Source organism: Pseudomonas sp. (genome assembly GCF_050739655.1).
In the GTDB taxonomy this organism is placed as follows: Bacteria; Pseudomonadota; Gammaproteobacteria; order Pseudomonadales; family Pseudomonadaceae; genus Aquipseudomonas.
Genome location: NZ_JBOIBY010000478.1, coordinates 1 through 7,484 on the forward strand (window position 1 = coordinate 1; position 7,484 = coordinate 7,484).

General features: G+C 60.0%; 6 protein-coding genes. All 6 read left to right on the forward strand.

Annotation, left to right across the window (positions count from 1 at the left end):
• Positions 1 to 790, forward strand: a 790-nt coding sequence (locus ACRESJ_RS22940; RefSeq protein ID WP_431759965.1) for a tetratricopeptide repeat protein, incomplete at its 5' end; no start/stop codon positions are given.
• Positions 787 to 2,271: an alginate export family protein gene (locus ACRESJ_RS22945; RefSeq protein WP_431759966.1), complete on the forward strand. Its 1,485-nt coding sequence runs from the start codon at positions 787 to 789 to the stop codon at positions 2,269 to 2,271. The genes ACRESJ_RS22940 and ACRESJ_RS22945, both read left to right, overlap by 4 nt.
• A 26-nt stretch (positions 2,272 to 2,297) precedes the next feature.
• Positions 2,298 to 3,869 (forward strand): mannuronan 5-epimerase AlgG, encoded by a 1,572-nt coding sequence (gene algG / locus ACRESJ_RS22950; protein ID WP_431759967.1) that lies wholly within the window; start codon positions 2,298 to 2,300, stop codon positions 3,867 to 3,869.
• Positions 3,870 to 3,879: 10 nt separating this feature from the next.
• A complete protein-coding gene (locus tag ACRESJ_RS22955; protein WP_431759968.1) occupies positions 3,880 to 5,343 on the forward strand; it encodes an alginate O-acetyltransferase in 1,464 nt (487 codons plus the stop codon).
• 8 nt (positions 5,344 to 5,351) lie between these two features.
• On the forward strand, positions 5,352 to 6,476 hold the full coding sequence (locus ACRESJ_RS22960; RefSeq protein WP_431759969.1) for a mannuronate-specific alginate lyase: 1,125 nt from the start codon (positions 5,352 to 5,354) through the stop codon (positions 6,474 to 6,476).
• Between the two features lie 203 nt (positions 6,477 to 6,679).
• Positions 6,680 to 7,484 (forward strand): MBOAT family O-acyltransferase (locus ACRESJ_RS22965; RefSeq protein WP_431759970.1); only part of this gene is annotated, 805 nt, incomplete at its 3' end.

Here is a 7,484-nt window from a genome sequence, read left to right on the forward strand (position 1 = left end):
GGCCACGGTCTATCAAAAACAGGCCAAGCCTGAGCAACAGGCCGAGCTCATCAAACAGATGCAAGCGGCTCACGCTCGCGGCACCGTTTCGGCGCAGCGCGTCGACAGCGTCGCCCGCGTGCTCGCCGATTCGACCCTGGGCAAGACCGACGAGAAAACCGCACAGTCGCTGCTCGAACCGATCGCACCGGGCTACCCGGCCTCGTGGGTCTCCCTTGCGCAACTGCTTTACGATTTCCCCGAAATGGGCGACGTCGACCAGATGATGAAGTACCTGGACAACGGCCGCGCCGCCGACCAGCCCCGCGCCGAACTGCTGCTGGGCAAGCTCTACTTCGAAGGCAAACTGGTGCCGGCTGACGCCAAGGTCGCCGAAGCGCATTTCCAGAAAGCCGTCGGCCGCGAAGTCGCCGCCGATTACTACCTCGGCCAGATCTATCGCCGTGGCTACCTGGGCAAGGTCTATCCACAGAAAGCGCTCGACCATCTGTTGACCGCTGCGCGCAACGGCCAGAACAGCGCCGACTTCGCCATTGCCCAACTGTTTTCCCAAGGCAAGGGCACCAAGCCTGATCCGCTGAACGCCTACGTCTTCAGCCAACTGGCCCTGGCCCAGAACACTCCGCAAGCCACCGAGCTTGCGCAAACAATCCAAACGCAACTGCCGCCCGACCGGCTGGCCGAAGCCCAACGCCTGTTGAAACAAGAACAGGCCGTGCGCGGTGCCCTGAGCCCGAACACGCCGGAGCTGAACGCCCTGCAAGAAGAAGCCAGCGAGGAATCCAAATGAAGTTGAATCCATTCATGAAGGCCGGTATCGGCCTGACATTCGCGCTGATCTGGTCTTGCCCGACGCTCGCTGCGATGACTGAAGAAACCAAGAACTTCGGCCTGGACGTGAAAATCACCGGCCAGTCCGAAGACGACCGCGACCTCGGCACCGCCCCCGGTGGCGACGTCAATGGCGTCGGCCTCGACCTGCGTCCGTGGGTCTACGGCGAAAGCGGCGCGTGGAGTGCCTACGCCATGGGTCAGGCGGTGACGTCCACCGACATCATCGAGACCGACACCCTGCAACAGTCCGATGGTGCCCAGACCACCGACAACGGTGATCGCGAGACCAAGAAAAACTACCTGGCGATGCGCGAATTCTGGGTCGGCTACAGCGGCTTCACGCCTTACCCCGGCGAGATCCTGAAGCTGGGTCGCCAGCGCCTGCGCAACGACGACGGCCAATGGCGCGACACCAACATCGAAGCCTTGAACTGGACTTTCGATACCACCCTGCTGCGCGCCAACGTCGGTATCGCCGAACGCTTCAGCGAGTACCGCACCGACCTCAAGGAACTGGCGCCGAAAGACAAGGATCGCCTGCACGCCTACGCCGATGCCTCGTACCAGTGGACGCCCGGCAACTGGGTCGGCATTCGCGGTCATCACACCCATGACAACGGCAAGCTCGACTTCCCGGAGCCAGGCGTACCGGCTGATTCGCTGGACAAGAAACAGAACGGCGACATCAGCTGGATCGGCCTGACCGCCGACAGTGATGCCTACAACTGGCGCAACACCAACACGGTCAACTACTGGGGCAGCATCACCGGTATGCGCGGCGACACCGACACGGTCAACCCGCTGAATGCCGATGGCACACGCCCGACCGAAGCCAAGCGCGGTGATGACCTTAACGGTTGGGCCACCGATGTCGGCGTGCGCTTGCGCCTCGACCCGCAGTGGCAAGTCGGTGCCGCCTATGCCCGCGCCAGCGCCGAGTACCAACAGAACGGCCTGGAAAGCAATCGCTCGAACTACACCGGCACCCGCTCGCGGGTACACCGTTTCGGCGAAGCCTTCCGTGGCGAAATGAACAACATGCAGACCGCCACCCTGTTCGGTTCGTGGATGCTCAACGACGAATACGACGCCAGCCTGATCTACCACAAGTTCTGGCGCGTCGACGGCAACAAGCCAGTCGGCAGCAATGGCATCAACGCCGTCGAGAACAACACCGACGACGTGACCGGCGCGATCCTCTCCAGCACTTCGCTGCCGCTGAACGATGGCGAAAAAGACCTCGGTCAGGAGATGGACCTGGTGGTCACCAAGTACTTCAAGCAAGGCCTGTTGCCGGCGGCGTTGAGCCAGTCCATCGATGAGCCTTCGGCCCTGGTGCGCTTCCGTGGCGGTGTGTTCAAGCCGGGCGATGCCTACGGCAAGGAAGTCGATTCGTACATGCACCGCGCATTCATCGACGTGATCTGGCGCTTCTGATGCACATTGCGAAGGGAGTCTCCCAGATGAATCATCCAGCCCGAAAAGGCTCGATCAGCCTGTTGGCCGGCGCGATGCTGCTGGCCAGCGCGACTGCCTTCGCCAATGTGGAACCGGCGAAGCCGGTAACCACGGCCAAGGAACTGCAACAGGCCAAGACCTACACCGTCAGCAGCGCGCCGACCGCGCCGCTGGAACTGGCCACGCCGAAACTGCCGGATGTCTCGGGCTACACCGCCGAAGCCATCGCCGCGAAAATCGTGCGCAGCAAGGCCGGTAAAATCAGCGTGCGCCGGATGATGCAGGAGGATGCCCTGAAGGACTTCATCGGCGGCGACAACAAGATGGCCGAGTGGGTGGTGCGTCAGCACGGCATCCCGCAGGCGATCTTCGTCGACGACGGCTACATGAACTTCAAGGACCTGGCGAAGAAGCAACCCAAATACGTCATCGAAACCGCGCCTGGGGTTTACCTGGCGAAGTTGCCGATCGTGGTCGGCCGTCACGGCATCCTGGAAATCGACAAGCAGACCCAGGAACTGCGCCTGTCCCAGGAGGCCGGTTCGTTCCTGGTCAACGACGGCCAACTGTTCGTGCGCGACACCAAAATCACCGGCTGGCGCGAGAAGGACAACGGCCCGGCGACGTTCAGCTCGCCGACGGAATTCCGTCCGTTCCTGCTGTCCTGGGGCGGCACCGAGACTTACATCGCCAACAGCAAGATCGCCAGTTTCGGCTACGCCAACAGTAAGTCCTATGGCGTGAGTATTTCCCAGTACACGCCGAACATGGCCAAGGTGCTCAAGCGATCTGAACCGACCGGCTGGATCGTCGGCTCCGAATTCTCGGACATGTGGTACGGCTTTTACTGCTATGAAACCCGCGATTTCGTGGTCAAGGGCAACACCTACAAAGACAACATCGTCTACGGCATCGACCCGCATGACCGGTCCCATGGACTGATCATCGCCGACAACACGGTGTTCGGGACCAAGAAGAAGCACGGGATCATTATTTCCCGTGAGGTCAACGACAGCTTCATCTTCAACAACCGCAGCTACGACAACAAGCTGTCGGGCCTGGTGATCGACCGTAACAGCGTGAACAACCTGATCGCCCACAACGAGATCTACCAGAACCACACCGACGGCATCACCCTCTACGAGAGTGCCGACAACCTGTTGTGGGGCAACAAGGTCGTGAGCAACCGCCGCCACGGCATCCGCATTCGTAACAGCGTGAACATTCGCCTCTACGAAAACGTCGCCATGGCCAACGGTTTGACCGGTGTCTACGGCCATATCAAGGACCTCTCCGACACCGACCGTGACATCAAGCTCGACCCGTTCGACGCCCAGGTGTCACTGATCGTGGTCGGCGGTGAATTGGCGGCCAACGGCAGCGGCCCGCTGTCCATCGACTCGCCGCTGAGCGTCGAGCTGTATCGCGTGTCCATGCTCGCACCGACCAAATCCAGTGGCATCAGCTTCTCGGGGATTCTCGGCGAGCGCCAGGATGAAATTCTCGACCTGCTGGTGCGCCAGCAGAAAGCCGTGCTGATCGACCCTGTCGAACGCCAGACCGATATGCGGGACTGAGGATAATTTTATGCACCCACACTTGATCAAATTACTCAGCCTGTCTGCCCTGACCGCTGGCATTCTCGCGGCCAGCGGCGGCGTGCGAGCCGATGCGGGCACCTCTGAAGCACAGGCACCGAAATTCAGTGCCGAACCGTGCTGCAGCCTGTGCCCAGCCGCCCACGACGCGAAGAACTACACCACGCGCTATCAGCAGAACTTCACCACGTTGGTGCAAGCCCAAGGCGACTGGTTGTTCCGTACCCAGGAAGACCTGCGCACCGAATTCGACACCACTCCGGCCGGCTACAAACGCATGAAGCAACTGCACGATGCGTTCAAGAGCAAAGGCGTGGAACTGGTGGTGGTTTACCAGCCGACCCGTGGCCTGGTGAACCGCAACAAGTTGAATCCGGCCGAGAAAGCCAGCTTCGATTTCGACAAGGCGCTGCGCAACTACAAGACCATGCTCGGACGTTTTGCGCAGATGGGCTACGTCGTACCGGACCTGTCGCCACTGACCAACGAACAACTGCCGGACACCCTGCCCGCCCACGATTTCTATTTCCGTGGCGACCAGCACTGGACCCCGTACGGCGCCCAGCGCACCGCGAAAATCGTCGCCGAAAAGGTCAAGCAGATCCCGGCCTTCGCCGACATTCCCAAGCGTGAATTCGAGACCCATAAGTCGGGTCGCATGGGCAAGACCGGAACATTGCACAACATGGCCGGTCAACTCTGTGGCACCAGCTACGCGATCCAGTACATGGATCAATTCACCACCGAGCCAAAAGGCGAAGCAGGCGATGGCGATCTGTTCGGTGATTCCGGCAATCCGGAAATTACCCTGGTCGGCACCAGTCACAGTGGCAAGAACTACAACTTCGCCGGTTTCCTCGAAGAGGCCATCGGCGCCGACATTCTCAACGTAGCGTTCCCCGGCGGTGGCCTGGAAGGTTCGATGCTGCAATACCTGGGCAGCGACGAGTTCCAGAAGAAACCGCCGAAAATTCTTATCTGGGAATTCTCGCCTTTGTATCGCCTCGACCAGGAAACCATCTACCGCCAGATGATGGCGCTGCTGGATAACGGTTGCGAAGGCAAGGACGCACAGATGTCAGGGAGCGCCACCCTGAAGCCGGGCAAGAACGAATTGATGGTCAACAGTAAAAACCTGAACCTGCAAAACAGCAGTCACCAGGTCGACATCCGCTTCGCCGACACGTCGGTGAAAACCCTGCAAGCCACCCTCTGGTACATGAACGGTCGCCACGAGGACATCAAGATCGACAAACCGGAAACCTCCGACACTGACGGGCGTTTCGCCTTCGAGTTGCGCACGGACGAAGACTGGGCCTCGCAGAACCTGCTGGCCGTCGAAGTCCAGGGCCCTGAAAAAGCGGGTGCCGCGCCTCAGAAAGTCGAAGCGAAAATCTGCAAACGCAACGTATTCCCGGGCGCTGAGCAACGTACCGCTTCGGCCGGGCAATGAGGTCTGCCATGCGAAATTCAAAACTCTCAACGCTGTTGGCACCGACGCTTTTGAGCCTGGCGATATTCGCCGGCGCCACACAAGCGGCTGCACCGCTGCGCCCGCCACAGGGCTATTTTGCGCCGATCGAGAAAGTCAAAACCGGTGACGGCGGCGATGGCTGCGAAGCCATGCCGACGCCTTATACCGGTGCCCTGCAATTTCGCAGCAAATATGAAGGCTCGGACAAGGCGCGTTCGACCCTGAATGTGCAATCGGAAAAGGCCTTCCGCGACAGCACCGCCGACATCACCAAGGTCGAGCGCGGCACCGCCAAACGAGTGATGCAGTTCATGCGTGACGGTCGCCCGGAACAACTGGAATGCACGCTCAACTGGTTGACAGCATGGGCGAAGGCCGACGCGTTGATGTCCAAGGACTTCAACCACACCGGCAAGTCGATGCGCAAATGGGCGTTGGGCAGCATGGCCTCTTCGTACATTCGCCTGAAGTTCTCCGATTCCCATCCGCTGGCCAATCATCAGCAAGAATCGCAGTTGATCGAAGCCTGGTTCAGCAAGATGGCCGATCAGGTGGTCAGCGACTGGGACAACCTGCCGCTGGACAAGACCAACAACCACTCGTACTGGGCCGCCTGGTCGGTGATGGCTACGTCCATCGCCACCAACCGTCGCGACCTGTTCGACTGGTCTGTGAAGGAGTTCAAGGTCGGCGCCAATCAGGTCGACGCCGACGGTTACCTGCCCAACGAACTCAAGCGCCAACAACGCGCCCTCGCCTACCACAACTACGCCCTGCCGCCACTGGCGATGATCGCCAGCTTCGCTCAGGTAAACGGTGTGGATTTGCGTCAGGAGAACAACGGCGCGCTGAAACGCCTGGGTGATCGGGTACTGGCCGGGGTGAAAGACCCGGATGAATTCGAGAGCAAGAACGGCAAGAAACAGGACATGACCGATCTGAAAGAGGACATGAAATTCGCCTGGCTCGAACCCTTCTGCAGCCTCTACACCTGCTCGGCGGATGTGCTGAAAAAGAAACACGAGATGCAACCATTCAAGACCTTCCGCCTCGGTGGTGACCTGACCAAGGTTTATGACCCGGCCAATGAAAAGGGCAAGAAGGGTTCCTGAGGCGTAACACAAATTGATCGTTCCCACGCTCTGCGTGGGAATGCAGCCCGTGACGCTCCGCGTCACATGCCGAAGCGGACGCAGAGCGTCCAGTGAGGTATTCCCACGCAGCGCGTGGGAACGATCGTAGCTCTCCCGAATTTCGTGGGGGGTTTGGGGGGGCCGTTGGCCCTTGACTGTTGGTTAAACAAGGAGAGATCGGGATGGTTTTTTCGTCCAATGTATTCCTGTTTTTGTTCTTGCCGATCTTTCTCGGCTTGTACTACCTGAGCGGGCAACGCTATCGCAACCTGCTGCTGCTGATTGCCAGCTACGTGTTCTACGCCTGGTGGCGTGTGGACTTTTTGGCGCTGTTCGCGGCCGTCACATTGTGGAACTACTGGATCGGCCTGAAAGTCGGTGCCGCAGGCGTCAGGACCAAACCGGCGCAGCGCTGGCTGCTGCTCGGCGTGGCCGTCGACCTGTGCATCCTGGGCTACTTCAAGTACGCCAACTTCGGCGTCGACAGCATCAACGCGATGATGACGTCGGTGGGCCTGTCGCCGTTCATCCTGACCCACGTGCTGCTGCCGATCGGTATCTCGTTCTACATCTTCGAGTCCATCAGCTACATCATCGACGTCTACCGTGGCGACACACCGGCGACCCGCAACCTGATCGACTTCGCGGCATTCGTGGCGATCTTCCCGCACCTGATCGCCGGACCCGTGCTGCGTTTCCGCGACCTGGCCGATCAGTTCAACAACCGCACCCACACCCTCGACAAATTCTCCGAGGGCTGCACACGGTTCATGCAGGGTTTCATCAAAAAAGTCTTCATTGCCGACACCCTCGCGGTGGTGGCCGACCATTGCTTCGCCCTGCAAAACCCGACCACGGGTGATGCCTGGCTCGGCGCACTGGCGTACACCGCGCAGCTGTACTTCGACTTCTCCGGCTACAGCGACATGGCCATCGGCCTGGGCTTGATGATGGGTTTTCGCTTCATGGAAAACTTCAAGCAGCCGT

Excerpts from the sequence above, each read along its gene's own strand:
- ACRESJ_RS22960 (WP_431759969.1), top strand. The coding sequence starts at position 5,352 with ATGCGAAATTCAAAACTCTCAACGCTGTTGGCACCGACGCTTTTGAGC.
- ACRESJ_RS22955 (WP_431759968.1), top strand. The coding sequence starts at position 3,880 with ATGCACCCACACTTGATCAAATTACTCAGCCTGTCTGCCCTGACCGCT.
- ACRESJ_RS22945 (WP_431759966.1), top strand. The coding sequence starts at position 787 with ATGAAGTTGAATCCATTCATGAAGGCCGGTATCGGCCTGACATTCGCG.
- algG (WP_431759967.1), top strand. The coding sequence starts at position 2,298 with ATGAATCATCCAGCCCGAAAAGGCTCGATCAGCCTGTTGGCCGGCGCG.